Origin of the sequence: Acetobacter vaccinii (assembly GCF_008365315.1) — a bacterium.
GTDB lineage: Bacteria > Pseudomonadota > Alphaproteobacteria > Acetobacterales > Acetobacteraceae > Acetobacter > Acetobacter vaccinii.
Genome location: NZ_CP043506.1, coordinates 983,695 through 1,009,536, shown reverse-complemented (window position 1 = coordinate 1,009,536; position 25,842 = coordinate 983,695). Strand labels below are relative to the sequence as shown.

At 59.7% G+C, this 25,842-nt stretch carries 21 protein-coding genes and 1 tRNA gene; 17 read left to right on the top strand and 5 right to left on the bottom strand.

Features of this window, described 5'->3' with window-relative positions:
* Positions 1-214: 214 nt before the first annotated feature.
* The 3 genes from FLP30_RS04395 to FLP30_RS04385 all read left to right on the top strand — a co-directional run bounded on the left by FLP30_RS04395 (position 215) and on the right by FLP30_RS04385 (position 4,524).
* Positions 215-937 carry a type 1 glutamine amidotransferase gene (locus FLP30_RS04395; RefSeq protein WP_149278754.1) on the top strand — a complete coding sequence of 241 codons (723 nt, stop codon included), beginning with the start codon at positions 215-217 and terminating at the stop codon, positions 935-937.
* Complete coding sequence (locus FLP30_RS04390; RefSeq protein WP_149278753.1) at positions 930-1,607, top strand: pyridoxamine 5'-phosphate oxidase family protein; 678 nt, start codon at positions 930-932, stop codon at positions 1,605-1,607. Before FLP30_RS04395 ends, FLP30_RS04390 begins: the two co-directional genes overlap by 8 nt.
* Before the next feature lie 538 nt (positions 1,608-2,145).
* A complete protein-coding gene (locus FLP30_RS04385; protein ID WP_149278752.1) occupies positions 2,146-4,524 on the top strand; it encodes a TonB-dependent receptor in 2,379 nt (792 codons plus the stop codon).
* A gap of 169 nt (positions 4,525-4,693) precedes the next feature.
* Here the strand turns inward: FLP30_RS04385 and FLP30_RS04380 are convergent, their stop codons facing one another.
* From FLP30_RS04380 to FLP30_RS04370, 3 genes are all read right to left on the bottom strand, one after another.
* Positions 4,694-5,425 carry an LrgB family protein gene (locus tag FLP30_RS04380; RefSeq protein ID WP_149278751.1) on the bottom strand — a complete coding sequence of 244 codons (732 nt, stop codon included), beginning with the start codon at positions 5,423-5,425 and terminating at the stop codon, positions 4,694-4,696.
* A 3-nt stretch (positions 5,426-5,428) separates the two neighbouring features.
* Positions 5,429-5,878 (bottom strand): CidA/LrgA family protein, encoded by a 450-nt coding sequence (locus FLP30_RS04375; protein WP_149278750.1) that lies wholly within the window; start codon positions 5,876-5,878, stop codon positions 5,429-5,431.
* Between the two features lie 198 nt (positions 5,879-6,076).
* Positions 6,077-6,259, bottom strand: coding sequence for a YqaE/Pmp3 family membrane protein (locus tag FLP30_RS04370; protein WP_149278749.1), 183 nt, complete (start codon positions 6,257-6,259; stop codon positions 6,077-6,079).
* Between the two features lie 279 nt (positions 6,260-6,538).
* Here FLP30_RS04370 and gyrA point away from each other — a divergent pair, with 279 nt between their 5' ends.
* The 4 genes from gyrA (at position 6,539) to FLP30_RS04350 (ending at position 10,607) form a co-directional block, all read left to right on the top strand.
* Positions 6,539-9,355 (top strand): DNA gyrase subunit A, encoded by a 2,817-nt coding sequence (gene gyrA / locus FLP30_RS04365; protein ID WP_149278748.1) that lies wholly within the window; start codon positions 6,539-6,541, stop codon positions 9,353-9,355.
* Positions 9,352-9,879 carry a pantetheine-phosphate adenylyltransferase gene (gene coaD / locus FLP30_RS04360; RefSeq protein ID WP_149278747.1) on the top strand — a complete coding sequence of 176 codons (528 nt, stop codon included), beginning with the start codon at positions 9,352-9,354 and terminating at the stop codon, positions 9,877-9,879. The genes gyrA and coaD overlap by 4 nt, the downstream gene beginning before the upstream one ends.
* Positions 9,880-9,931: 52 nt before the next feature.
* The gene (locus FLP30_RS04355) at positions 9,932-10,420 is read left to right on the top strand and encodes a peptidylprolyl isomerase (protein WP_149278746.1); all 489 of its coding nucleotides are present in this window, start codon (positions 9,932-9,934) and stop codon (positions 10,418-10,420) included.
* Positions 10,421-10,531: 111 nt separating this feature from the next.
* Positions 10,532-10,607 (top strand) — tRNA-Lys (locus FLP30_RS04350).
* A 123-nt stretch (positions 10,608-10,730) separates the two neighbouring features.
* Here FLP30_RS04350 and FLP30_RS04345 read toward each other — a convergent pair.
* Positions 10,731-11,351, bottom strand: a complete 621-nt coding sequence (locus tag FLP30_RS04345) for a capsular polysaccharide synthesis protein (protein ID WP_168200043.1) — start codon at positions 11,349-11,351, stop codon at positions 10,731-10,733.
* A gap of 69 nt (positions 11,352-11,420) precedes the next feature.
* On the opposite strand from FLP30_RS04345, the gene FLP30_RS14055 reads away from it, so the two are divergent.
* The 10 genes from FLP30_RS14055 (at position 11,421) to FLP30_RS04300 (ending at position 23,186) form a co-directional block, all read left to right on the top strand.
* Positions 11,421-11,663 carry a hypothetical protein gene (locus FLP30_RS14055; RefSeq protein WP_168200042.1) on the top strand — a complete coding sequence of 81 codons (243 nt, stop codon included), beginning with the start codon at positions 11,421-11,423 and terminating at the stop codon, positions 11,661-11,663.
* Between the two features lie 104 nt (positions 11,664-11,767).
* Positions 11,768-13,192: an ethanolamine ammonia-lyase reactivating factor EutA gene (locus FLP30_RS04340; protein ID WP_149278744.1), complete on the top strand. Its 1,425-nt coding sequence runs from the start codon at positions 11,768-11,770 to the stop codon at positions 13,190-13,192.
* A gap of 26 nt (positions 13,193-13,218) precedes the next feature.
* Positions 13,219-15,441 (top strand): ethanolamine ammonia-lyase subunit EutB, encoded by a 2,223-nt coding sequence (gene eutB / locus FLP30_RS04335; RefSeq protein WP_210419304.1) that lies wholly within the window; start codon positions 13,219-13,221, stop codon positions 15,439-15,441.
* Positions 15,442-15,724: 283 nt separating this feature from the next.
* On the top strand, positions 15,725-16,960 hold the full coding sequence (locus FLP30_RS04330) for a PepSY-associated TM helix domain-containing protein (protein ID WP_149278743.1): 1,236 nt from the start codon (positions 15,725-15,727) through the stop codon (positions 16,958-16,960).
* The gene (locus tag FLP30_RS04325) at positions 16,960-17,211 is read left to right on the top strand and encodes a hypothetical protein (protein WP_149278742.1); all 252 of its coding nucleotides are present in this window, start codon (positions 16,960-16,962) and stop codon (positions 17,209-17,211) included. The genes FLP30_RS04330 and FLP30_RS04325 overlap by 1 nt, the downstream gene beginning before the upstream one ends.
* Positions 17,208-17,942 carry a tonB-system energizer ExbB gene (gene exbB, locus FLP30_RS04320; RefSeq protein ID WP_149278741.1) on the top strand — a complete coding sequence of 245 codons (735 nt, stop codon included), beginning with the start codon at positions 17,208-17,210 and terminating at the stop codon, positions 17,940-17,942. The genes FLP30_RS04325 and exbB overlap by 4 nt, the downstream gene beginning before the upstream one ends.
* 5 nt (positions 17,943-17,947) lie before the next feature.
* Positions 17,948-18,436 carry a TonB system transport protein ExbD gene (exbD, locus tag FLP30_RS04315; protein ID WP_149278740.1) on the top strand — a complete coding sequence of 163 codons (489 nt, stop codon included), beginning with the start codon at positions 17,948-17,950 and terminating at the stop codon, positions 18,434-18,436.
* Positions 18,433-19,293, top strand: coding sequence for a TonB family protein (locus FLP30_RS04310; protein ID WP_149278739.1), 861 nt, complete (start codon positions 18,433-18,435; stop codon positions 19,291-19,293). Before exbD ends, FLP30_RS04310 begins: the two co-directional genes overlap by 4 nt.
* Before the next feature lie 30 nt (positions 19,294-19,323).
* Positions 19,324-19,839: a Fur family transcriptional regulator gene (locus FLP30_RS04305; RefSeq protein WP_149278738.1), complete on the top strand. Its 516-nt coding sequence runs from the start codon at positions 19,324-19,326 to the stop codon at positions 19,837-19,839.
* A 92-nt stretch (positions 19,840-19,931) separates the two neighbouring features.
* On the top strand, positions 19,932-23,186 hold the full coding sequence (locus FLP30_RS04300; protein ID WP_149278737.1) for an efflux RND transporter permease subunit: 3,255 nt from the start codon (positions 19,932-19,934) through the stop codon (positions 23,184-23,186).
* A 52-nt stretch (positions 23,187-23,238) separates the two neighbouring features.
* Here FLP30_RS04300 and FLP30_RS04295 read toward each other — a convergent pair whose 3' ends face one another.
* A complete protein-coding gene (locus FLP30_RS04295) occupies positions 23,239-25,794 on the bottom strand; it encodes a TonB-dependent siderophore receptor (RefSeq protein WP_149278736.1) in 2,556 nt (851 codons plus the stop codon).
* Positions 25,795-25,842: the final 48 nt, after the last annotated feature.

Here is a 25,842-nt window from a genome sequence, read left to right as displayed (position 1 = left end):
AGGCGTTGGTCTTCTGGGCACGGTGCAACCGCCACTATAATCCTGCACAGGTGGGCAGGGGCGGTCAGGCAAGTGTGGAATATCCGGCCTGAGCGGGCAAGCACTAGACCATTATAAAATTGGCCCTATTCGCCCGCCGGAATTGGTCCTGTCTCCCCCCTCTGCCCTGTGGCACGGTTTGGAGACGAAACAATTGTGGTTACAGGAGGCTGCCATGCGCATTCTTGTTTTTCAGCATCTGGATGTTGAGCACCCGGGTATTTTCCGTAACTTCTGGTCTGCGGCTGGGCATGACGTGCATTATGTCCACCTGGATCAAGGTAACCCCATTCCCGATCTGGCCGCTTTTGAGGCGCTTGTGGTGCTGGGGGGGCCGATGGATGTCTGGGACCTGGAGCAATGCCCTTGGTTGAAAGCGGAAATGGACGCAATCCGGCATTGGGTGCGCGACCTTGGGCGGCCTTATCTGGGGATCTGTCTGGGTCATCAGCTTCTGGCGCAGGCTCTGGGGGGCGAGGTCGGGCTTATGGACAGGCCAGAGGTTGGTCTGGCGGAGGTAAGCCTGACGGAAGCTGGTAAAAACGATCTGTTATTCAAAGGGTTTGCTGAGAGTTTTGAAGTCTTCCAGTGGCATGGTGCAGCCGTGCAGCGTCTGCCGGAGGGGGCTGTGGTGCTGGCTGGTAATGCAGCATGCCCTGTTCAGGCCATGCGCGTTAACACGCAGGCATGGGGCATTCAGTTCCATGTGGAAATGACCGACCAGACCGTGGCGGAGTGGAGCGCCATTCCTGAATATGCAGCCAGTTTGCAAAAAGCACTGGGGCCAGAGCGTGCCGCAGGGCTGGAGGGGGAACTGGCTCCTTATCTGCCAGTCTTCAACACCATGGCGCAGACCATGAACAGCAATGTCTTTGGCAAGGCGGACTGTGATGGTTGAACATGGAACACAGGAGCACAATCCTGTCGCAGGTCCGCCCAGTGAGCGGGCCCGTGTCCGGCGTTATCATCAGATAGCGGCATACGACCCCCAGGTTGTGTATGATATTCTGGACGCCATGCCGCTATGCCATGTTGGTTATGTGCATAACGGGTCCTCCTTTGTCACACCAACCCTGCAATGGCGTGATGGAAACAGGGTTTTCTGGCATGGGTCATCTGCCAGCAGGATGTTGAAGGCTGTGCTGGAACAGGATGTCTGCCTGACAGTGTCGCTCTATGATGGTCTTGTCATGGCGCGGTCGGCCTTTAGTTATAATATCAACCACAGGTCGGTCATGATTTTTGGCAGACCTGAAAAACTGGTTGATGATGACAAGGAAGCTCAGCTTCGTGTCATGATGGACAGGATGGTTCCCGGTCAGTGGGACAGGTTACGCCCCGTTACCAGCCAGGAACTCAAGGCCACGACCGTGCTGGGAATGGACATTACAGAAGCCTCGGCAAAAATACGGACTGGTCCGCCAGTAGATGCTGAGGAAGACTATGATTTTCCGGTTTGGGCAGGGGTTATCCCGGTGCGTATGCAGGTGTTGCCGCCAGAACCCGACCCGCGGAACCTGCCGGATGTGACTGTGCCTGATGGTGTGGCGCAGTTTTCCATAGGATAGGTTTTTTCTAAAAACAGTTTATTTTTATTGCAGATAAGGCGAGAGATGAGTGGATGATCCGTGTCAACTCTCGCCATTCTGGCTCTTGGGCGGGCTATCGTGCTTTACAGCCTGCATGTGCAAGTGATTGTTAGCGCCAGCATTGTGCGGAAGATATTAAAAGTAAAAACAGCTAACGGGTCTGTCTATAAAAGATCACTCTATGAAATCAGTGCATAGGGTCATGTATAGTCAGGTGGGTGGACGTGGCTCGAGCCTGAATGATTTGTGGAAGTTCGGTCTGCTTTTGATGCAAACCAGTGTTGCAAAAAACAGACGCCCATGGAGATGAGGGGTGATCAAAGTTTAAATTTATTTTTAAAAACAGCCATGTACGGATTCTCAAGATGGCCACAGAGGGGTGCGGCATTTTTGCATCACCTCATGATGCAATTGCAAAAGAGTTGCAGATGTAGCCGTTCGTAATATTGCGAGTGATTATCATTTTTGTTAGCACCGCAACAGTATTTGACCACCCTATCCGAGGCTTTTCCCGCACATGACCACGTACGCTCCAAAGCGGCGCCTGAACCCGGTGCCTTTGGCTGTCAGCCTGACATTGGGCTGCTCCGCGTTTCCTGCCCTTGCGGACACAGTTGCCCCTACGCGACAGGTGCCCGATGCCAAGGTGCAGAAAAAAGCTCAGGACTCCGCTGCTGGCAGCGCCACCCTGGCCAATGGCAAGGGCAACGGGCCAAAGCTGGTCAAGCAGGACGATGGCAGCCTGAATGAGGAATGGACCGTCCACGGGTCCCCCATGAATACGCTGACAACACCCATCGGGCTCAGCCGCATGCCCGAAGATGTGCTGCACACGCCGCAGACCATCAACGTGGTGCCGCAGATTCTCATGCAGCAGCAGAACGTGAAATCGCTCGATGAAGCGCTGAAGAACGTGCCTGGCATTACCGCCTCCGTGGGTGAGGGCGAAGGCGGCATGGCGGGCGACCAGTTCCTGATCCGTGGTTTTGCGGCACAGAACGACATTTACGAAAACGGCCTGCGTGACTTTGGTGTTTATACGCGTGACAGTTTTGATTACGACCATGTGACTGTTATTAAAGGCCCGTCGTCGCAGGTCTTTGGTAATGGTACCACGGGTGGGGCCATTAACATCACCACCAAGACCCCGACGGACCACAACCACGTCAACGCCAGCTTTTCAGGCGGGAGTGGCTCGTATTACCGTGGCACGGTTGATTTCAACCACAAGATCACGGACAGCATTGCCTTTCGTATGACCGGCATGGGGAATGAGAGCAACATGGTCGGGCGTGACCGTGTGTATTCCCACCGTTGGGGCATTGCGCCGTCCATCGTGTTTGGTCTTGGTAAAAAAGTTAACTATACACTCGAATATTTCCACCAGACCGACAACCGTATTCCCGATTACGGTGTCCCTGTTGTGACCAAGAAGGGGTCTGCCTACGGCGCGCCAGTGACCGAATATGGCGTACGCCGCACCAACTGGTATGGCACGACCTATGACAAGGACAACTCCGATGTGGACATGCTGACAGGGCGTCTACAGTGGGAAGTCAACAAATACCTCACGGTCTATAACGATACCCGTGGCGGGCTTTACAGCCGTTACTTCTCGGCATCGCAGGAGGCCTGTAACGCCGCCTGCACGACAGCCCTGTTCTCGGCCAACCCCGGTGCGGCCATGATCTCGCGCAATGGTGGTCTGGGTGGGCCGAATCCCTACCAGCAGGATGACTGGTCGGTGCAGAATGTGCTGTCGGCTGTGGCCAAGTTCAGCACAGGGTCAATCCGGCATGAGATGATTGCGGGTGTTGATGTCGAGCATGTCAATGACCGTCGCCGCAACTACGCCTATGCCAGCACGCGCCCCGGCACCAGCCTGCTTAACCCCTCCATGTATGTGCCCGGCCTTGTGCTGTGCGATGCAGGGAAGTGCGCGAACAACCTGACCAACATGCCCAATGGTGTGGGCAAAAAGGAATGGAAGACGGGTGATGCCACCGATGTCGGGGTGTTCTTTTCCGAACAGGCCTGGCTGACATCCTGGTTCTCCGTTCGTGGTGGTTTCCGCTGGGACCACTGGGACAGCCACTACAGCGCAGCGGGTGGTATTCCCAGTGCTGCGGACAGCAGTTTTCCCATGGGTCAGAAGGAAGATACCTTCAACCCCAATGTCAGCCTGATGTACACGCCGACCGACAATGCCATGGTGTATTTCACCTGGTCGCAGTCCACCACGCCGCTGGGCATGTATGTGACCAACAGCTCCGAGCCGCTGACGTCCAAGAACGTCAACTTCAAGCCCGAGCGCAGCAGCCTGTATGAGCTGGGTGCCAAGTATTCGGCCTTCCACAACCGCATTGGCTTTACGGCCTCTGTGTTCCGGTTGGAAAAAGGCAACTCCGTTCTGGTTGATCCCAGCTCTGGCTCCATTTCCTCGTCGGGGGATACGCAGCGCAACCAGGGTCTGGAACTGGGCGTGTCTGGCCAGATCATGAAAAACTGGAGCATTATTGCTACCTACGCCCGTTACGACAGCCAGACTACCGGCGGTACGGCTGCGGATATTGGCAAGCAGGTGCAGTATGTGCCGCGCAACCAGGCTACGGTGTGGAGCACGTATGAAATTGCCCCCAAGACCCTTTATAACGTGACTGTGGGTGGTGGCGTGACCTGGCGTGAAGGCGTGTTCCTTGACCCCGCCAACACCGCGCGTGTGCCTGCGAATGTCGAGTTTGATACGGTTCTGTCGCACCAGTTTGGGTCGCATTGGAAAGTGGCCATGAATGGCTACAACCTTGCTAACCGCCTGAACTACGGCAACCTGTTCAGCAACCGCGTGACACCGTCTATTGGCAGGTCGTTCCTGTTCAATCTGTCGGCCAGCTACTAACGGCTGGTGGCCGGGTGGGGGCAACCTCACCCGGTTTTTTTGTCAGTGGCTGTAAAACAGTTTTTTATAAAAAGAATAAAAGTTTTTGGCTGTCGCATTTTTTCAAAAAGGTGACGGTCTTTGAAGCTTTTTGAAAAAATCTTCACTAAAAACTTTTATCTCTATTCTCTCAGAACCAATACAACAGCACCGGCACCAGCAGGGCAGTGACAAGCCCGTTCAGCCCAATACCAAGGGCGGCAAAAGCGGCCCCTACCGGGTCACGCTGGGCAACCTGGGCGGCGGCAATGCCACTGCCCGCAATGCCTGCGGCCAGCCCATGGGCGCGCCAGTCCCGCACGCCAAGACGGCGGAGCAGGGGTTCCCCACAGATGGCGGCAACAATCCCTCCCAGAATGGCAAAAACAGCAGTGAGTGACGCCACGCCACCAATCTGGTGCGCAATGGCAATCGCAATGGGGGTTGTGACCGCTTTGGGGGCCATGGACAGCGCAACCTCATGGTTGCCCCCCAGCAGCAGCACAAGCCCGGTACCACTGATTACCGATGTGACCGACCCAGCGAGGAGGGCTACAGTCATGGCGGGCAGGCTGCGCAACACCAGCCCGATGGATTGCGCCAGCGGCACGGCCAGCGCCACGGTGGCTGGACCAAGCAGGAAGTTGATGATGGCGGTCGAGCGCGCATACACGGCGTATGGCGTGCCAGTGCAGGCCAGGAGCGTGGCAATGCAGGCAATGGTGATCAGCACCGGGTTGGCCCATGGGGCCTGCCCACAGAGTTTTTGCACGCGCAGGGCCAGCAGATAGGTGCCTAGGGTCAGCCCCAGCCAGGCCAGAGTTGCGGGCTGGGGGGACAGCAGCGCGTAGTCCCGCGCGTGGTGTAGGAAATCGCCAGACATGACTTAAAGCACCTGCCCGGCGTGGTCAGGCAGGTTTTCCGCCGGGGGTTGGCCCCCCGTCATGCGGTGCATGACCAGTGCCGTGACCACAAGTCCCAGCAGCGTGGACCCCACAAGTGCCACACAGACAGGCAGCGCATTGGCGCGTAATACGGGCAACTGCTCCACCACACCGACCCCGGCAGGCACAAAAAGCAGCCCAAGGGCCGCAATCAGCGCCTTGGCCAGAGCTGTCATATCGGAGGAGGGTTGGGCACCCACGCCTGTGGAGGCCGGGCCAGATGTGGGCGTAGGGGTTATGCCGCGTGTGCGGCTGTAGCGGCCATGAGCCAGCAGGCCAGCGGCCAGCAGGAACATGCCCAGCACCGGCCCAGGCACGGACAGGCCCAGCCCGTCCTGTAGGGCGGCCCCCATGAACTGGAAGGCAAGCAGAACAAAAAAAGCTTTCAGCATAGGCAGACCTCGCATGGGGCGGGGTATTTCTGTGGGAAAGCCGCCCGTTCGGACAGACCACCCTGCAAGAGGGTGGCGCGTGGGCATGGCGCAGCGGTGCTGACCCTAATTTTTTATAAGGTCAGGGCACGGGAGCGGGCAGGGCCTGTCCCTTGTGTGTGGCGCTGGGCGTGTGGGGTCGGGTGCGTGCTGCCGGAGTTACTGGCGGCGGGCCAGTTTCTTGTCGGTTTCGTACTGGCTCAGCGCATAGACAGACCAGATGGCAGCGGGAATCCAGCCCACAAGGGTAATCTGCAGGACAAGGCACAGCAGGCCCGAAAACGGGCGACCAATGGTAAAGAACTGGAGCCAGGGCAGCAGCAGGGCAAGAAGAAGGCGCATGGTCGGGTGTCTTTCCGTATCGGGCCGCGTTGGGTCGGGCCTCGTTGTGTGCCGTGCGGGCACGCCGGGCATGGTCTGGCGGGTGCCGGGGCACCTGCTGGGCGCATAGTGCCACCACATCCGCGCTGGCGGCAAGGGGCATGTCAGCGCCTGACTGCCGGGGTGCTAGGTGGTGCGGGCTTTGTGTGCTAGACAAGGCGCGTGCGCCATGTCCTGCGGCGCATGGACGGATCTGGCGTGTCCTGCGCGGGCGCGCCGCATGATGGAAACGGATGAGCCTTGACCGAGATTTCTGACCAGCCCGCAGCACCGGCCCCTTCAGACCTTCTGCCCGTGACCATCGAGGAGGAAATGCGTTCCTCCTACCTTGCGTATGCGATGTCGGTCATTGTCAGCCGTGCCCTGCCCGATGTGCGCGATGGTCTCAAGCCGGTACACCGGCGTATCCTGTACGCCATGCACGAAAGCGGATTTACCCACGACAAGCCGTACCGCAAGTCGGCCCGTGCGGTGGGTGAGGTCATGGGTAAATACCACCCGCATGGGGACTCCTCGATCTACGAGGCCATGGTGCGTATGGCGCAGTCGTGGTCTATGCGGGTCAAGCTGATTGACGGGCAGGGTAACTTTGGCTCGGTCGATGGCGATAGCCCCGCCGCCATGCGTTACACCGAGGCACGGCTGGCCAAGGCCTCGACTTTCCTGCTCGATGATATCGACCGTGATACGGTAGATTTTCAGCCGAACTATGATGAAAGCGAGAACGAACCCACCGTTCTGCCAGCAGCCTTCCCCAACCTGCTGATCAATGGGGCCACCGGCATTGCCGTGGGTATGGCCACCAACATCCCCACCCATAACCCTGCCGAGGTGATCGATGCTACGCTGGCCCTGATCGAGCGGCCGGAGATGACGCTTGAAGACCTGATGGCCTATGTGCCGGGGCCGGACTTCCCCACAGGGGGGATTATTCTGGGCCGGTCTGGCATCCGCAGCGCCTATGCTACGGGCCGTGGCTCCATCATCATCCGTGCCCGGGCCGAGATTGAGGAAATCCGCAAGGACCGCAAGGCCATCATCATCACCGAAATTCCGTATCAGGTGAACAAGGCCACCTTGCAGGAACGCATTGCCGATCTGGTGCGGGCCAAGCAGGTGGAAGGCATTGCCGATATCCGCGACGAATCCGACCGTTCGGGCATGCGTGTGGTTATCGAGATCAAGCGTGACGCCACGCCCGAAGTGGTGCTGAACCAGCTGTATCGCTTCACGCAGCTCCAGACCTCCTTTGGTGTGAACATGCTGGCCCTGAATGGCGGGCAGCCCCAGCTCATGGGTCTGCGCGAGGTGCTGGACGCCTTCATCGCCTTCCGCGAGGACGTCATCCTGCGGCGTGCCCGTTTTGAACTGGGCAAGGCGCGTGACCGTGGGCACATTCTGGTCGGGCTGGTCATTGCGGTGGCCAATATTGATGCGGTGATCGCCATCATCCGTGGCGCCCCCGATGCCGCCACTGCGCGTGAGGCCCTGATGGCAGCCCAGTGGGATGCTGCCGAGGTCGAACCCCTGCTGGCGCTGATCCATGATGAAGGCAATGTGGTGGTGGAGGGCAAGGTCCGCCTGACCGAAGCCCAGGCCCGTGGTATTCTGGAACTGCGCCTGCAACGCCTGACCGGGCTTGAGCGTGACAAAATCCAGCAGGAACTGTCGGAAGTCGCCGTCCGTATTGGTGAACTGCTGGCGGTTATCGGCAGCCACGCCCGCCGGATGGAAGTTCTGGCCGAGGAACTGGGCCGCGCCCGTGCGGAACTATCCACCCCGCGCGCGACCGAAATTGCCGACTATGATGGGGATCAGGACGACGAAAGCCTGATCGAACCCGGCCAGATGGTTGTCACCATCACGCGGGACGGGTTTATCAAACGCACCCCGTTGGATGTGTTCCGTGCCCAGAACCGTGGTGGCCGTGGCCGCACGGGGGCTGGCACGCGCGGGGACGATATTGTCGTACGGTCCTTTAATGCCCACACCCACCAGTGGGTCATGTTCTTCTCCTCCGGGGGGAAGGTGTACCGCGAGAAAGTCTGGCGCCTGCCAGAGGCCGGGCCTGCCGCCAAGGGCCGGGCACTGGTCAACCTGCTGCCGGACCTGGGGGGCGACAATATTACCGCCGTGCTGCCCCTGCCGCAGGACGAGGAGCTGTGGGAAAACCTGCACCTTGCCTTTGCCACGGCCAGCGGGCATGTGCGCCGCAACAGGCTGAGCGATTTCCGCAATATCCGCTCGTCGGGCATGATCGCGATGAAGCTGGATGAGGGCGACAGCCTGATCGGCGTTGCCACCTGCCGCGAAGGGCAGGATGTCTTCCTGGCCACGCGTGGTGCACGCTGCATCCGCTTCCAGATTACGGATGAGACGTTGCGTGTCTTTGCCGGGCGTGGGTCGTCGGGTGTGCGTGGTATCCGTCTGGCGGAGGGGGATCGTGTGATCAGCCTTGCCGTGCTGAACCATGTTGACGCCACGGTGGAGGAGCGCGCGGCCTACCTGCGTATGGCCAATGCCCGCCGCCGTGCCGACAACGCAGCCGAGGTGGAGGATGATGCCGACACCCCCGTAATCGCGGATGAGGATGAAGACACAGCAACCGGGGCGGAAGCGCTCAGCCCCGAACGCTTCGCCCAGCTTGAAGCCGCGGAGGAAGTGCTGCTGATTGTCAGCGATGGTGGGTTTGGTCGCCGGTCGTCCGCCTATGATTACCGTGTCAGCGGGCGTGGCGGGCAGGGCATTACCAACATGACCTTCTCGGCCTCCAAGCGCGGGACCGAGGTTGCGGCGACCCTGCCGGTGCTGCCGGGGACAGATGTCATGCTGGTGACCGATGCGGGCCGTCTGATCCGTGTGCCGGTGGATCAGGTGCGTATTATGTCCCGTCAGGCCAGTGGCGTGACCGTGCTGCGTCTGAACGATAGCGAGCGCGTGACAAGCGTCTTCCCCGTCATGGATGACGAGGGGGAGGATGATGCCCCCGCAGACGACACCGCCGCGCAGGATGGTGGGGCACAGGCAGGTGAGGTGTCGGACGGGTCGCCCGTATGACACAGGCCCCCGCCACACCCCGCCGTGTGGGGTTTTACGCGGGCACGTTTGACCCGGTCACAACGGGCCATCTGGATGTGATGGAGCGGGCCTCCCGCCTGGTGGACAGGCTGGTGGTCGGGGTTGCCCGTAACCCCGGCAAAAACCCGCTGATGCCGCTTGATGAGCGCATGCAGTGTGTGGAGGAAGCCCTGCCCCCCATCCGTGCCCGCACGGGGGGGGAGGTTGTTGTTGTGTCCTTCCATTCCCTGCTGGTCGAGGCCGTGCGGGCGCATGGGGCAACGCTGATCTTCCGCGGGTTGCGGGTGCTGTCCGATTTCGATTACGAAATTCAGATGTCGGGCGTGAACCGCAAGCTCGACGGCGGGATAGAAAGCGTGTTTCTGATGGCGTCAGAGGGCACGCAGTTCATATCGTCACGGCTTGTTAAGGAAATAGCCAGCTATGGCGGCGATATTTCGGAATTTGTAACACCAGGAACCCAGGCCCGCCTGCTGGCGCGGCTGGGGGTTGGCAAGGGCTGAAACACTCCGGTTACGGGGCGCCCGGTGTTGTCAGATAACAGGAGAAAAGCAGATGTCTTCAGAAGAAACTTCCGATCTGATCCATATGGATATTCCGTCCGGGCGTGTTGTCATTCGCCTGCGTCCCGACCTGGCACCCCAGGCGGCAGAGCGGATCCAGACGCTGGCGGCGCAGGGGTTTTATGACAATGTGCCCTTCCACCGTGTCATTCCCGGCTTTATGGCCCAGGGCGGTGACCCGACGGGTACTGGCATGCATGGCTCTGACCTGCCTGACCTGCCTGCCGAATTTACGCGTGCGGCCCGCTTTGAGCGCGGCACCATTGGCATGGCCCGTACATCCGACCCGGATAGCGCTAACAGCCAGTTCTTCATCATGTTCGAGCCTGCCCCGCACCTCGATGGCCAGTACACCATTGTGGGTGACGTGGTTGAGGGCATGGAAAATGTGGACAAGATCAAGCGCGGCAGCGGCATGTCCGGCAGCGTGACCGACCCTGACCGCATTATCCGTATGCGCTCTGCCAGCGCCGAAGGCTAAGGCTGGTTTGCACGTGGTGGTATAAATTGCCACCACGTGCTTGACACTGGGGGCTATACCCGTTTAGGAAAGCCCCACTCCGCTCGGCTTTGTCGGGTGGAACTGAGGTGTGAGCCGGTAGCTCAGCCGGTAGAGCATTCGACTTTTAATCGAATGGTCGTGGGTTCGAGTCCCACCCGGCTCACCACTTCTCCCTTTTCCAGTCAGAACAGGCACTGCCCCATATCATTATGGGTGAGCAAGCTGCTGACGGACTATACCCTGATAGTGGTATTCCCGCGGTTTTCTGCTAACGCCCATTGTAGGTTGCCTAGTGACAGCCCAGAAGCATCCTGAGCGTCATTTTCATGGCGTAGTCTTCGTAAAAAGCCAGCATATTGTACTGCTTCAACAGGTGATGCAGCAGGCTCTCTGTCTGGGGGAAAGAGTTTTTATCAATCCTGTCGGTCCTCAGACATTCATTCCATAAATGGATGCACACACTGCCCAGACGGCGGAATTCATCAATTTTATCATGGCTGACAGCTTCTTCCCGGATGTTTCTGGCCCACCAGAACTGGGCGGGGTAAAAGACATCCTCCGGCAACGCGTATTTGTGAAGATTGTATTTATTCACAAGGCTTGTCAAAAGCAGGGGGCCAGTTTCACCCCATTCACAGTGACCGCCAAGTGTATGGGCGATCTCGGCGGCCTCAGCCACAAGGGGGTGCCCTGCGGGAAACTTCATGACGGCGTTGTTGATGATCTTACTGTCCTGATACCCAAAAAAAATATCGGATTGGGGCCAGTTTTCGGAAATACACATGACATCGGTATCAATCCATATGCCACCTTTTTGCTTTAAAAGCTCCCAGCGGAAAATGTCAGCAAATATTGCGTAAGAACCTTTGTGGTATCCACTGTCTAGCGCAAACAGTTTTTCCTTATTCATTATTTCCCGCGCATCCCTGCCGGTCAGAAAGGGAGGAAGGCTCTCGTGGGAATATGAGTAGACAATGACATGATGGCCATTTTTGATGAAAGATGTCAGGCACGCAAGCTCCTGCGGGCCAAGGCAACCTTCATAAAAAGTTTGGAAAATCATGAATTATTAACCCTGATTACTGAAATACTTCATAAAATTACTTATGGTTTCAAAAATAAAACGTCGGATTTCCCGGTGGGTTCCACACAGGCCGGGTCACAGAAGGGGCTGGGCTTCTGCCATGCTCTGATGGCATGTGAAGAGAGGGAGAGTATTTAATCAGAGAGAAAATTTATTTATTGCGAATCAGAAATATTATTCCTATCCTGACTGTCAGAAGCCGCAGCTTTGTCTCGGCGCAAGACGGAACAACAGGCTGCAGCATGTCCGCACCCGCGCAAACAGTTCTGCTGCTAGGGTTTGATTTTGGGTCCACCACATGCAGCGCCATGGCTGCCTATGCGCGTCTGGAAGCAAACTGTGTGACAGGCCGCATGGAGTTTGCCCGGCCTGATGTGTTTTATCGTTCCACCCCCTGCTTTACTCCTTTCAGCACCAGCACACAGCTTGATATCGCAGCGATTGAACGCCTGATTGATGCGTGGCTGGCCGAAAGCGGCGTGGCCCCGGAGGCCGTGTTTTCTGGCGGTGCCATTGTCACCGGTCTTGCTGCCGAGCGTGATAATGCCCGCGCTCTGACCCACAGCATAGAAACCCGCATTGGGGATACGGTAATCGCGACCGCGCGTGATCCGGCGCTGGAATCCTGGCTGGCGTTCATGGGTGGGTGCGACATGCTGTCCCACCTGCACGAAGGGGGTGTGCTCAACCTCGACATCGGCGGTGGCACGACCAATCCGGCGCTGGGGGCGGGGGGGCAGGTGCTGGCTACGGGCTGCCATTTTATCGGGGCCAGACATTTCCAGTTTGCGCCTGATGGGCAAACCTTGAGCGGGCTATCCAGTTTCGGTGCTGCCCTGTTGGCGCATCTCGGCCTGTCATGCCGGGTGGGCGCGCGGATGGAGGAGTGCGCGATTGCCCAGGTCGTGGCCTATTATATTCAGGGGCTGGAAGCCATAGCCCAGGGCCAGCGCGGCCCTTTTGCCGACCCCTGCGGTGCCATGCACGAGCAGGTGGCCTTTGCGCCCGCCATGCCCCACCCCCCGTTGATAACCTTTTCAGGTGGTGTGGGGGAAATGGTCTATGCCGCCATGGATGGCCACCCCCTGCCCCCCCGCAGCCTGTATGGAGACCTGGGGACGGACATTGCCCAGGGTATTTTGTCCTCCCCCCTGTTATCGCGTGATCTGGGGCGGGGCATGCCGGAAAACCGGGGCCGTGCCACGGTGTATGGTCTGACCATGCATAGTACGGACATTTCCGGCACCACCATTTTCATGCCGCATCCTCCGGCCTTGCCTTTGCGGGACCTGCCCGTGCTGGCCACTCTGGACATGGCCGCCACGGCAGACAGGCTGACAGCCCTTCTCACGCTGGCTGCCCGCCACCCGGAAGGGGCCTGCCTGCGGCTTGATGACGCAACACCCCCAACCCTTGCAGCCCTGCGCCAGTTTGGTGCCCATCTGGCCGAGGCTATTGAACGGGCGGCTCTGCCCCAGACCCTGCCGTTGGTGCTGCTGACCACCCGCAATATCGGGCACACGCTGGGCAACTACGCCACGCGCTGGGGCACTCTGCCCTGCACTCTGGTGGTGCTGGATGAGGTGCCTGCCCGCAACGCCCGCTTTATCCGTGTCGGGCGGCCCCATAACGCCGTCCTTCCGGTGTCTTTCTACGGCATGAACTGAACGCCAGCAGTTTGGAGACCAGAGACATGATACGCCTGACCCCCCTGTCTGAAATTATCGTGCCCCCTGTCCAGCCTGCACTGGACTACACGATCACCCTTATGGACCGTCAGTTTACCTTCCATGGCCTCAAAGCTTTGTTGGGTGCTGCGGATATTTCCAAGGCGGGCGACCGCATGGCGACACTGTGCGCGACGGATGAAATGGAGCGCGAGGCCGCCCGGCATATTCTGTCCGACCTGACACTCAGGCATGTCTATGACCATCCGCTGGTTGGCGCAGATGGCCGAGTGGATGATGTCATGCGGGTCAATTACGATCTTGACCCCGACGCCTATGCCACCGTGGCGGACATGACCCTTGGAGGCTTGAAAGACCACCTGCTGCGCGCCCCCGCAGCCGAGGTCAGGCGGCTTGGGCGGGGTCTGACAGGGGTTATGGCCGCAGCCCTGGCCAAGCTGATGGATGTGCACGAACTGATTCTGGTGGCCAAAAAGGCCAAGCGTGCCGCCAGGGCGCGCACTCTTGTCGGGCAGCGCGGAACGCTGTCCTCGCGCCTGCAACCCAATCACCCGACGGATGACCTCTCCTGTGTCTCGGCTCTGGTTTACACCGGCCTGTCCATGGGGTCGGGCGATGCGCTGCTGGGCATTAACCCCGCGATTGATACGGTTGAGAACATTTCAGCCCTGTTATGGCATCTTGACAAACTCCGCCGGGAAACCGGCGTGCCCAGCCAGATCTGTGTGCTGGCGCACCTTAAAACCCAGATGGCCAGTCTGGAACAAGGTGCCCCTGTTGAAATCATGTTCCAGAGCCTTGCAGGGACCGAGCGCACCCTGACGGACGAGTTTGATGTCACGGTTGCATTGCTGGACAAGGCCCATGCGCTGATGGTGGACAAGGGCCCCCTGCGCGATGTTGCGCAGCAGTTTATGTATTTTGAAACCGGGCAGGGGAGCGAACTGACCTACGCCAAGAACGAGGGCATGGACATGACCACGTGTGAGGCCCTGTGCTACGGGCTGGCCCGCCGTTACGACCCGTTTATGGTCAACAATGTCACCGGGTTTATCGGACCGGAAACGCATCGCAGCGATTTTGAAATGATCGTCTCCAACCTGCAGGATCATTTCATGGGCAAGCTGATGGGCCTGCCGATGGGCATGGCGCCTTGCTACACCATGCATTCCGAAATCTCGATGGAAGGCCACCAGATTGCCACCGAACTGCTGGCTGCGGCAGGGGCTAACTATTTTATGGACGTGTTCCTGACCGTGGACCGCATGCTGGCCTATTTTGACACTTCCGGTCATGACGACCAGACTCTGCGTGAAATCCACAATGCCCGCCCTGCGGCCGAATATCTGGACTGGGCTATGGCGCGCGGCATTTTCATTCAGGACGAGGTCGGGGAGATTACGCGCGGCCCCAACTGGGGTAACCCGCGTATGTTCTGCTCCTCTGATCAGGAGTTCCAGCGCCTGTTGCAGACCGTGCCTGCGGCATATGGGTTTGAGTCTGCTGGCCCCCGCCCGGCCAACCATATTTCGCGCCGGGTGCGCAGTAATCTGGCCATCGGGCGGCAGGCAATCCAGGCCGAGCTTGATCCTATCCGTCTGAACGGCCTGCCCCTGCGCTACCTGACAACCCGTGCCGGGGATAAGCAGACCCACCTGAACAACCCCGACATCGGGGCTATCCTGTCAGAAGACAGCCTGAGCCACCTGACTGCGGAAGACAGGGATGTGCAGATTATTGTGTCTGACGGGCTGAGTGCCGAGGCCATTCACCACAACGTGCCAGACCTGCTGCCGGTTTTGCTGGACGGGTTGCACGCCCATGGGTTGACAACAGGGCTGCCTATTGTGCTGCCCTATGGGCGCGTCAAACTGTGCGAGGCCATAGGGGATGCCCTCAGGCCCCGGCTGGTCATTAATCTGATTGGTGAGCGCCCCGGAGGGGATGCCAGCGCATCGCGCAGCATGTCGGCCTATTTTGCCTTCAGGCTGGATGACGAAGACACCCGGCGTGAAGCCGCGCGCTATAGTGGGAATAGTGATATCCGCTACGAATATTCGGTTATTTCCAATATTTACGAAGGTGGTTTGCCCCCGCTGGAAGCCGGGAGCGTGATTGCAGACAAGGCTGTACGCATCCTGCACGCCCGGGCCGCGGGTAACAGGCTGGAAACCAGCACCCTGTCCACACTGGCACGTTCGGCCATGCAGGCGGCAACCCTGCATTAAGCCGACCTCTCACCCTTCTGCACTACCCTGCGCCTGGATGGGGCAGGGTGGCACGGGGGGAGGTCCAGAAAAAAAATTCCAGATATTGCGCAAAAAAACAGCTCCAGAATCGTCTTTATAGGTAAGAGGGCTGTCCCGCGTCGCTGTCATCAGGAGGCAAAAGCAGGATTTCCCCGCTTTTCTGAGGCACCCAAGGGCGCGTGGATACGATGGAACTGGCTGGATCTGACCAACATAAAAGTTGCGACTCACTCTTACACGCATATGTGATCGCCCGGTGGCCATGACCACCCGCGCCCTCCGTCGCTGGTTTGTGGTCCATAAATGGACCAGCCTTGTCTGCACGCTGTTCCTGCTGATCGTGTGCGTCACAGGGCTGCCTATGCTGTTTTCCGAGCAGATATGGGACACGTTCGTGGGGGATGACGACCCACCCTACGAGGTCCTGCCCCCCGGCACACCCAATGCCAGCCTGGATGTCATGGTGGACAAGGCGCGTGCCCTGTACCCCGGCCAGATTATCACTACGGTTGCGCCTGATGATGATGAGCCCGCCGTGCTGGTTGCCATGGCACCAAGCTGGCAGGCGCTGGAGGAGGACAAACAGTTCCCTGACCGCCAGTCCGGCCATTGGCTCAAGTTTGATGCGCGCACAGCCCAGCTTCTCAAACAGTCCCGCCCAGCCGATGCCCCCAAAGAGCCACGGAGCTGGACAGCAGCAATCATGTCCACCTGCACCCGGCTGCATATGAACCTGTTTGCCGGGTTGTCGGGGGCGTTGTTTATGGGGGCTATGGGTGCGTTTTTTGTGGCCTCCCTTGTGTCCGGGGTGGTGCTGTATGGGCGCTTTATGAAGCGCGTGCCCTTTGGAGCTGTCAGGCGCGACCGCGCGACCCGTCTGGCATGGCTGGACCTGCATAACCTGTTGGGGGTGGCAACGCTGGTCTGGGCCAGTGTGGTGGGTTTTACAGGGGTGGTAAACGAGTTGCAGACCCCTCTGTTCGGCCTGTGGCGTGTTACGGATGTGCGCCAGATTCTCAAACCCTACGCGGGTCTGCCCGTGCCCGAGCAGGCGCATCTGACCTCCGTGCAGGCAGCGTTTGATACCGCAGCCAGAGCGGCCCCGGGGAACAAGGTGACAAGTCTGGCTTTTCCAGGCTCTCCCTTTGGCAGCCCGGTGCATTATGTGCTGTGGACACAGGGTGCCACCCCTTTGCGCGCCCGGCTGTTTACCCCTGTCCTGATCGATGCCCGCACGGGCAGCCTGACGGGGGCGTATCCTATGCCGTGGTACCTGCGGTTTCTCGAAATTTCTCGCCCGCTGCACTTTGGGGACTATGGCGGCATGCCACTCAAAGTCCTGTGGGCTTTGCTGGATGTGGTGGTGATCGGGGTGCTGATCAGCGGCCTTGTGCTGTGGGCGGGCAAGCGCCGTATGGCTACCGATGCCCGCCTGCGGGCTCTGGGTTACGAGCTGGACGATGCGGATACCACACCAGCTCTGGGGGAGGTCGCGTAATGGCTGACCTGTCTTCTGGCCCGGTTGGGCTGTCTGCTCCCAAACCTGTTGCCCGTCGGACGGTGGCTGTGTGGCCATGGCCGATCGTGCTGGGTGTGCTGACCCTTACTGGCCTGCTGTCGGCCCTGCTGGGCCAGCAGGGTGGCTGGCTGGTGGCGTCCTGGGCCTGCCTGTCTTTTCCCCTCATTGTGGTGGGTGCCTGCCTTGTCAGGGCATGGCGCGGACCATCTTTAAAAGGAGGTCCGTCATGACCGATCTTGCACCGATTGCTTTTTCTCCATGGGGTATGTTTCTGGGCGCTGGCCCGGTGGTCCGGAGTGTCATGATCCTGCTGGTTGTGGCCAGTGTGCTGACATGGACAATCTTTATTGCCAAATCAGTCGAGTTCCTGCGTGTCAGATCCCGCCTGCATAAGGCAGAGCAGGCGCTGGAACAGGCCAGTACGCTGGACCTGGGTGCGGCGGATACGCGCCATGGCGGCATTGCCCATGTATTTGTCATGGCGGCCGAAACAGAGCGCAGGCGGTCGCAGGATATCCCGGATGACAGCGAGGGGCTGAAGGAACGCATTGTCCTGCATCTGGAACGGCTGGAGGCCGCAGAGGGCAGGCGGCTCATGCGCGGTACCGGCCTGCTGGCCACCATTGGCGCAACATCTCCCTTTATTGGCCTGTTTGGCACGGTGTGGGGGATCATGACCTCCTTCACCGGTATTGCGGCCAGCAAGGCCACAACCCTTGCCGTGGTGGCCCCCGGCATTGCCGAGGCCCTGCTGGCCACGGCCCTGGGGCTGGTGGCGGCTATTCCGGCGGTGGTGATCTATAACCATCTGGCCCGGCAGTCGGCGGCCTGCCGCGCGCAGGTGTCGGACCTGACAGCACTGGTCATGCGGCTGGTCTCGCGCGATCTGGGGCGGATGCAGGCGCTGGCCAGCAGCGGGCAGGTGGTGCGGCTTGGCACCCGCCCGATGGTGGGGGAGTAAGCGGTATGATCCGCATCCGCCATACGGACGAAAGCCCGCATGAGGCGCATGAGATCAACGTCACGCCCTTTATTGATGTCATGCTGGTGCTGTTGATCATTTTCATGGTCACAGCCCCGCTGACTACGGTGAACGTGCCGGTGGACCTGCCCTCCTCGACGGAAAAACCGACCCCCCGGCCCGATAACCCGGTGTTTCTGACCGTCAAGGCGGATCACAGCCTGGCCTTGGGGGAGGATGACATTGCCTCCGACGCGCTGGCCGCCACGCTGGAAACCGCGACCAAGGGCAACAAGGACGAACGCATCTTCCTGCGGGCTGACAAGACGGTGGATTACGGCACGCTGATGGGGGTTATGGATAAGCTGCGCGCGGCAGGGTACCTCAAGGTGGCGCTGGTCAACCTGCAAGGGCAGGAAGAAGGCGCTGCGGCGGGCGCTGTAGCAGTGCCATCTGGCGCGGCCGTGGCTCCGGCCCCCGGCGGCACACCATGACGGGAGGGACCGCTAAAGCGGGGGGCGGACACACTGCTGGTCTGCCGTTTTCCTTTGCAGACTGGCAGCGGGGCCAACTGCGCCAGACCCGGCAGGAAGATGCCGTGCGCTGGGGGCTGTCCCTGCTGGCTGTGCTGGCGGTGAGTGGGGGGGCTGTCTGGTGGGTGATGCGCCTGCCTGCGCCGCCCGTGGCTGTGCCGGAACCACCCCCGGCGGCTATTGCCATTGATATGGCACCAGAGCCTGTCTCAACCCCAACCCCGCCGACCGATGCGCCTGTTGGCCCGCAGCAGACTCTGTCCGTGCCGGACCCTGAGCCGGTTGAGCCCCCCAAGGTGACAGCCCCGCCCTCGCCAGCGCCCAACCCGCCAGTGCCCCTGCCCAAGCCGGAAAAAATTCCCAAACTGGTCAAAAAGCACAAGCCTGTGCCGCAGTTGCACAAGCCTGTGCCAGACAAGACCCCACCGGCCGACGCCACAACAGCCCCACCCTCGTCCGAAGCGCCGCCTGCCCCCGCACAGGCCGCTCCGGCTCCGGGTGCGTCGTCATCCAAGGCCTCGCACGACCCGCTGACCTGGCAGGGGGCACTGCTGGCCCAGCTTGAAAAATTTAAGCGCTATCCGTCCGATGCCATGGCCAACCATCAGGAAGGAGTGCCCACGGTTACATTCTCCATGGACCGGAAGGGGCATGTCCTGTCTGCCAGTCTGAGCAGTAGCTCGGGCCACCCCTTATTGGATCAGGAGGCTGTGGCCCTGCCCAAACGCGCCCAGCCGCTGCCTGTGCCACCCGACAGTGTTGAGGGCGACCCCATTACACTGACCGTGCCTGTCGAATTCTACATTCATCAGAACTGAGCTTTCCCGTCTGCGAAAAGGATCGTCATTATGCTGACATTCCCCGAACATCGCCGCTCCCCTCCCGCATTGCACCAGATCCGCCCTGGCATGGGGGCAAGCAGCAGTGTTGTGCTCAGGCTGGAAACCCGCTGCCAGGACGCGGGGGTCAAAATGACCGACCTGCGCCGGGTGCTGCTGCACGGTATTCTCGAAGCCGGGCCGGGGGCGACGGCGGTGGAGATCTGGAACACGCTGGGGACCATGACCGGCGGCCACGCCCCCAGTCAGGGCTCCATCCAGCGTAATCTGAACCTGCTGGTCGAGCGTGGTATCCTGCGCCGGGATGTCCTGCCCGACCGCCTGTGGCATTACCGCGTAGCACCAGAGCGCAAGGCCGCACTGGCCATTACGTTTGTTGATGCCGGAACGGGGCGGAAAATGGCCTGCAATGCCCCGGAGGTTGCCACCCTGTTGCGCCGTGTTGCGGCAGAGCACGGTCTGGCTGTGCAGGGGGCATCCATTACCGTTACGTCGTCTGTCGGGCATGATGTGGATGTCCGATAAGGGCCGATGCTTTTTTTTCTACAGTCGCTGAAAAAACGGGGCTGTCGATCGTCTTATAGACAGAGGCCCCCTGCAAGGGCGGGGCGCTGCCCGTGACAGCCATTGCGTGGTTTGTCCGCCGCCCTGTTGCGACAGTCCTGCTGCTGGTGTCGGCCGTTCTGTCCGGGCTTATGGCGCTGCGCCATCTGCCAGTATCCGACCTGCCTGATATTGACCTGCCAGTGATCTCGGTTTCGGCCTCCAATCCCGGTGGGTCGCCAGAGGTCATGGCGCGCACGGTGGCGGCCCCGCTGGAGCGGCACCTGGGGAATATTGCCGGGGTGACACAGATGGTGTCGTCCTCCACCAAGGGGCAGACCTCCATCTTCCTGGGGTTTGAACTGGGGCGAGACCTGAACGGGGCCGCGCGGGATGTGGAGGCCGCCTTAAGGGCCGCCCGGCACGACCTGCCCACAACGCCGGGGTCTGACCCCAGTTACCACCGTGCCAACCCCAGCGCGACACCGGTGCTCATTCTGGCGGTTACGCCGGGCATGCAGTCCCTGCCACGGCTTTACGACCTGGTGAATACAACCCTGCGCCCCATGCTGTTGCAGGTGCCCGGTGTGGGGGATGTCACAATCATGGGCAGCTCCGCCCCCGCTGTCCGGGTGGCCATGAACCCTCTGCCGTTTTTTAAATACGGGATGGGGTTTGAAAATTTGCGGGCCGCTCTGGCCTCGGCCAATGCCCATACCCCCAAGGGCGTGATTGAGGGTGGGGGCCAACGCTGGCAACTGGCGGTGAATGATCAGGCAGAACAGGCTCAGTCATACCGTAATCTGGTCATTGCCTATAAAAACGGACGGCCCATCCGCCTGAGCGACCTGGCCACCGTGACCGATAGCATGCAGGATGTGAATGCCGCTGCTTTTGTTGATGGTCATCAGGCGCTGATCTTAATGGTGCGGGCGCAGCCGGGGGCCAATCTGGTCGGGATTGCCAATGCGGTGACAGCTCGCCTGCCCCGCCTGCGTGTTCTTATGCCGCCGGGGGCGGATATTGTGGTGGCGCGGGATGGGTCGGCTGTTATCCGTTCCTCCCTGCACCATACGCTGGTAACGCTGCTGGTGTCGTGCGGGTTGGCGCTGGGGGTGGTGTGGGTGTTCCTGCGGTCATGGACGGCCTCGGTCGCGGCGGCCATTCTTGTGCCGTGCTGTCTGGTTGCCAGCCTGGGGCCGCTGTATCTGGCAGGCTTCGGGCTGGATAACCTCTCCCTCATGGCGCTGACCGTTGTGACAGGGCTGGTGGTGGATGACGCCATTGTCGTGATCGAAAACATCATTCGTATGCGCGAGCAGGGCCTGTCGGTGGATGAGGCCGCGAGCAAAGGGGCTGGTGAAGTTGCCCTGACCCTGTTGGCCATTACCATATCCGTGCTGGCGGTCTTTTTGCCCATTGGTCTGGCATCGGGGCTGACCGGGCGGCTGTTTGGGGAATTTGCAGGCACGGTAAGCATAGCCGTCGTGGTGTCGCTGGTGGTGTCGTGCGTGGCAACACCCTGCCTGACGGCACTGTGCATGCGTTGGGCGGAGGGGCGGCGTGCCCATTCCAGCCCTATGCCGCCACAGCCACACAAGAAAGCCGCTGTCTGGGGCCCGATCCGCCTGTATGCTCAGGTGCTGGAGTGGTGTCTGGCACACCCCGGCAAGACTGTTCTGCTGCTGCCGCTGACCATGCTCGTAGGGGGTGTGCTGTTTGTGCAGATGCCAAAAACCGTTTTCCCACGGCAGGATATCGGCATTGTCTCAGGTGGTTCGCGCAGTGCGGGGAGTTCTCTGGCACAGACAAAGGCGCGGCTGGAACATTTCAGTCAGGTTCTGCTGGCCGACCCTGCCGTAGCCCATGTCGTTGCGTATCTGGACACAGGTGAGGGCAGCAGCCATGGCATGGTGTTTGCCACATTGCACGATCTGGCAACCGGCCGTGCCCCGGCGGAGGAGGTTGCCCGCCGGGTGGTGGTCCGCATGGGCCGTGATAGCCATGCAGAATATCATGCGCAGGCACCGGGCAATATCATGATGCGGGTTGGCTCCAACAGCAGCGGGGTCAGCTACATTCTGCGCAGCGAGGACGACCGGCAACTAGGGTCAGCCACGCGCAGGCTGGCCAAAGCTCTGCGCCAGCATAGAGAGTTTGCGGAGGTCAGCCCCGATATCGACCCACCGGGACAGGGGATAACCCTCAGCATCGACCGCGATACCGCAGCTCGTGTTGGGGTAACCCCGCAGGTGATTGGCAAAATGCTGTCTGATGCTCTGGGCCAGACAACGGCCTCGGTCGTTTATACGCAGCACGGTCAGTATAATGTGGTGATGACGGTGCAGGAGCGCTTTCAGCGTGATCCTGCCATTTTGCAACAGTTCTGGGTCAGCCCATCCGGGGGGGCGGCGTCGGGCAGTGCCGCGTCCAATACCATCCGGGTTGCGGCTGTTGCCAAAAGTGGCACTGTGGCCGGGGCAAGTGCTGCGGCCTTTCGGAATCAGGTGGCCAATGGTCTGGCGGGTGGGGCCAATGCCTCCACCGGGGCGGCAGTGGCAACGGGGGCGGAAACGCTGGTGCCTCTGCCGCTTGTCACCCATATAACCCCAAGCCTTGACCCTGTGGGGGTAACCCATCTGGGTTATGCCAGTTCGACAGCCATTGCACTGGTGCTGGCCCCTGGGGTCAGCCTGTCACAGGCGCAGGCAGTTATTGACCGGGAGTGGCGTCTGCTGCACCTGCCAGCCACCCTGAGCGGGCAGGTGCAGAGTGATGAGGGCGATCTAGACAAAAGTACGCAGGATAGCGAAATCCTGCTGCTGGCAGCGGTGCTTGCTGTTTATTTTACCCTTGGTATGGTGTACGAAAGCGCGCTGCACCCGTTGACCATTCTCTCCACCATTCCGTCTGCCGGGATCGGGGCGGTGGTAGCACTTGATCTCTGTGGCCTGCCGTTTTCCGGCATGACAGTCATTGCCATGCTGCTGCTGACAGGCATGACCCTGAAAAATGCTATTCTGCTAGTCGATTTTGCGGTGCAGGCACAACGCCTGCATGATCTGACACCCAAGGAGGCCATACGCACAGCCTGCCTGCTGCGCCTGCGGCCGATTGTCATGACAACCTGTGCCGCTGCCCTGGGGGCGCTGCCGCTGGTGCTGATGGGCGGGTATGGTCTGGAACTGCGCCAGCCTCTGGGCCTGGCCCTTATTGGCGGCTTGCTTGTCAGTCAGGCGCAGACGATGGTGACAACACCTGCGCTGTATCTGCTTGTTTCCGGTCTGGGGAATGGCCTGTCCCGGTGGTGGGTGCGCCAGCATGGGTAATACTGGCGCAGTGCAGCTTTGGCACGCGGGGCAGGTGTCGGGCGGCTGTGGATTACCAGTTGTAGCTGAGGGTGCCGTAAACCTTGCGGGCCTGACCAAGGTTGCAGGCCCAGGTGCCGCAGGCCACGGTGTAGTATTTGTTGGTCAGGTTGGAAATGCTGAGCTGTGCCTGCAATCCTTTCAAAGTGGGTATGGCAGCCCCAAAGTCATACCGTGCGCCAATGTCAAAAAGCAGATAGGACGGGTTTTTAAAGGATTCAACGCTGTCGCCATAAGTCGTGCCAGTGTAGCGCATGCCCCCGTTGAGAGCCAGGCCACGTAGGGCATGAAAGGGCATGGTATAGTCGGTGAAAATGGAAAACATGTTTTTAGGAACATAGGGAACCGACATGCCACTTTGAGAGACGGCGGCCCCATAGTTTGAATCCGTATAGGGGTCATAGCGTTTGGATGTTTTGTCGGTCTTGGCGTAGCGCAGGTCGGTATAGCTGTAAGATGCCACAACCCTGAGGTCTTTGGTGATATTGGCGTTGGCGGCAACCTCAAACCCCTGCGAGCGCACACGCCCGGCATCATCCTGATAGCCGCTGTGGGCATTATCGGTAATCAGGTAATGGTCTTCCTCGATATGAAAGGCTGAGGCGGTCAGGATAATATCCCGATTGGGGACTTTGTATTTAAGGCCCGCTTCAAACTGGCTGCCGGTAAGGGGTGCAAAGGGTCTGCCCTGCCAGTCTGTAGCACTTTGTGGGATAAAGGATGTGGCGTAGCTGAAATAAGGGGCCAACCCGGATTCAAAATTGTAAACAAGGCCACCCCGCCAGGTAAATGCACTTTGGGGGCGGGGGGCGTCGCTGCTGGCTCCGGCTTTGCTGGTTGTTGTACCTTCAGCATTTGTAACAGAGTAGTTGGTATAATGGCCATGGTAGTTCACCCAGTCCTGACGGCCACCCAGAAGAATGGAAAGACCTTTCCATTTGATCTGGTCCTGAAAATACACCCCTTCCTGAAAGTAGTTGAAGCGGGACAGCGCGGTGGATGCACTGCACCCGGCGGCTGCGCTGGTGCTGTAACAGGGGGTATAGTTGGAAACTGGGTTGAAAATATCGACAATAGGTTCATCACTCGTCTTGTCAGAGCGGGAATGAAAATCCCAGTCAAATTCACGAAAGTCAGAGCCTATAACCCAGGTGTGTTTGAAAGGGCCTGTGTTGAAATTGCCAAAAATGCGGGAATCCAGCCCTGTTGTCGCATAGCGGCTTTGGGTCCACCATGGGTGTAGGTACACATGACCGGGGCTGGCGACGCCGTCATAATAGAAGTTGTTGTCGTTACTGTTGCTCTGCTCCCAACGGAACACCTGGCTGAAGGTAATGTATTTGTTGAATGTGTGGGAAAACTGATATTCAAACATGGCATCTTTTGTAGATTCCGTGTTGGCGTTGCGTAGTCCCAGAAAAGTGCTGCGGGCAATGTGGCGGCCATCATAGGGCAGCATGGTGCCCAGCAGGGGGTATTCCAGCCCCACACCGGTGCCCGGTGTGTACATATACATGCCCAGTAGACTCAGCGATGTCTTGGGGTCGATGGTCCAGGTCAGGGACGGCAGGACACCAGTGCGGTGGTAGGCAATATCATTGGTCTGCGTGTTCTGGGTAACGCCAATAGCGGCCACGCGGTAACGCAGACTGCCTGATTTTGTCACTTTGTCGCTGACATCCAGGTTCAGCTCATAGCGATCCCAGTTACCAAACCCGAGGGAGACATGGTGCAATGGGGTCTGGGTGGGTTTTTTAAGGCTCATGCCCAGCATGCCACCGGGGTTGACCTGCCCGTACATGACAGAGGCCGGGCCGTTGACGACATCAATACGGTCAATAAAGGCGGTTTCCCCAGCACTGGCGGAATTGGTCATAAGACCATCTACAAACTGTTTGGACGTAAAACCCCGTTGCAGGATGGAGCCAGACGTACTGGCCGACCCGCTGCCAAATGTTCCGGCGTTTTCAGTCCTGACCCCCGCTACATAGCGCAGGGCTTCCTGCACGGTCTGGGGTTGCTGGTCCAGCATCTGCTGTTTGGTCACAACATAGACGGAGTTTGGTATTTCCATGATCGGGGTATCTGTTTTTGTCCCGGCCATGGTGTTTTCCGCCACATAGCCGACACCGGGGCCTGTGGGGTCCTGATGGGTGGCCATGCCCCCGACCCGTACCGGCCCCAGTGCGATGGGGGTTGCACTGGTGTGGCTGAGGATAAGCGTGTGCGCATCCAGCCGGGTAAACTGAATGGCTGTGCCACGCAGCAATGTGGCAAGAGCGGCCTCCGGCGTCATGGTGCCGGTTACGCCTTGTGTAGAAATGTTGCGTGCAATAGCCGGGTCGTAGGATGTCTGCCGTCCGGATTTCTGGGCAAAGGCTGCCAGCGCGCTGGAGAGAGGCTGCGCGGGAATATGGAAGCTTCTGGCCTGCGTGTTCTGCTGCGTATTGTCTGCAGGGGCAGCCCCGGCGGGTGCCACGTGGGACAGAGCGATCTGCGCGATGCCGATCAACAGGTAATGCCGAAAACGCCGCCCGGTATGGGGGGCTGTCTGACTGTTGGTGGACATCGGTGGGGCTGTTCCTTCTTCTCATGCGCCGCTGTATAAATGCGAACG

Bases quoted from the DNA above. Each gene is read 5' to 3' on its own strand.
- FLP30_RS04395 (WP_149278754.1), top strand. From the start codon at position 215: ATGCGCATTCTTGTTTTTCAGCATCTGGATGTTGAGCACCCGGGTATT.
- FLP30_RS04390 (WP_149278753.1), top strand. From the start codon at position 930: ATGGTTGAACATGGAACACAGGAGCACAATCCTGTCGCAGGTCCGCCC.
- FLP30_RS04385 (WP_149278752.1), top strand. From the start codon at position 2,146: ATGACCACGTACGCTCCAAAGCGGCGCCTGAACCCGGTGCCTTTGGCT.
- FLP30_RS04380 (WP_149278751.1), bottom strand. From the start codon at position 5,425: ATGTCTGGCGATTTCCTACACCACGCGCGGGACTACGCGCTGCTGTCC.
- FLP30_RS04375 (WP_149278750.1), bottom strand. From the start codon at position 5,878: ATGCTGAAAGCTTTTTTTGTTCTGCTTGCCTTCCAGTTCATGGGGGCC.
- FLP30_RS04370 (WP_149278749.1), bottom strand. From the start codon at position 6,259: ATGCGCCTTCTTCTTGCCCTGCTGCTGCCCTGGCTCCAGTTCTTTACC.
- coaD (WP_149278747.1), top strand. From the start codon at position 9,352: ATGACACAGGCCCCCGCCACACCCCGCCGTGTGGGGTTTTACGCGGGC.
- FLP30_RS04355 (WP_149278746.1), top strand. From the start codon at position 9,932: ATGTCTTCAGAAGAAACTTCCGATCTGATCCATATGGATATTCCGTCC.
- FLP30_RS04345 (WP_168200043.1), bottom strand. From the start codon at position 11,351: ATGAATAAGGAAAAACTGTTTGCGCTAGACAGTGGATACCACAAAGGT.
- FLP30_RS14055 (WP_168200042.1), top strand. From the start codon at position 11,421: ATGATGGCCATTTTTGATGAAAGATGTCAGGCACGCAAGCTCCTGCGG.
- FLP30_RS04340 (WP_149278744.1), top strand. From the start codon at position 11,768: ATGTCCGCACCCGCGCAAACAGTTCTGCTGCTAGGGTTTGATTTTGGG.
- eutB (WP_210419304.1), top strand. From the start codon at position 13,219: ATGATACGCCTGACCCCCCTGTCTGAAATTATCGTGCCCCCTGTCCAG.
- FLP30_RS04330 (WP_149278743.1), top strand. From the start codon at position 15,725: ATGACCACCCGCGCCCTCCGTCGCTGGTTTGTGGTCCATAAATGGACC.
- FLP30_RS04325 (WP_149278742.1), top strand. From the start codon at position 16,960: ATGGCTGACCTGTCTTCTGGCCCGGTTGGGCTGTCTGCTCCCAAACCT.
- exbB (WP_149278741.1), top strand. From the start codon at position 17,208: ATGACCGATCTTGCACCGATTGCTTTTTCTCCATGGGGTATGTTTCTG.
- exbD (WP_149278740.1), top strand. From the start codon at position 17,948: ATGATCCGCATCCGCCATACGGACGAAAGCCCGCATGAGGCGCATGAG.
- FLP30_RS04310 (WP_149278739.1), top strand. From the start codon at position 18,433: ATGACGGGAGGGACCGCTAAAGCGGGGGGCGGACACACTGCTGGTCTG.
- FLP30_RS04305 (WP_149278738.1), top strand. From the start codon at position 19,324: ATGCTGACATTCCCCGAACATCGCCGCTCCCCTCCCGCATTGCACCAG.
- FLP30_RS04295 (WP_149278736.1), bottom strand. From the start codon at position 25,794: ATGTCCACCAACAGTCAGACAGCCCCCCATACCGGGCGGCGTTTTCGG.